Origin of the sequence: Shewanella electrica (genome assembly GCF_022321485.1) — a bacterium.
Classification (GTDB): domain Bacteria; phylum Pseudomonadota; class Gammaproteobacteria; order Enterobacterales; family Shewanellaceae; genus Shewanella; species Shewanella electrica.
In genome coordinates, this window is the sequence record NZ_JAKOGG010000665.1 from 1 (window position 1) to 244 (window position 244).

The window sequence follows — 244 nt, forward strand, 5'->3', positions numbered from 1 at the left end:
GGTCGCCGACCCTATACCCGAGATCCGCTGCGGCAGGTGCGCCGCGACGTCCTGCTTTGGGCAGCAGTCAAGATCGACGGAGTAGAGCCCATCGTCCTCGCGGAAGATCACGCGCGCCGAGCACACGAGAAGAGCTTCCGGGCGCGTTCGAACGGCAGTCGCCCCCGCCTCCCGACCACCGAGAAGGGCGTGACTGAGGCCGTCGCGCGGGCCGATCGCCTCCTGCGGCAGTCCCCGCAAATCT

Annotated in this window: 1 protein-coding gene; it reads right to left on the reverse strand. The window is 68.9% G+C overall.

Translation table 11 applies throughout. From position 1 onward, the window contains the following. The coding region (locus L9G74_RS21740; RefSeq protein WP_238898954.1) for a hypothetical protein at positions 1 to 244 on the reverse strand (244 nt) is incomplete at both ends.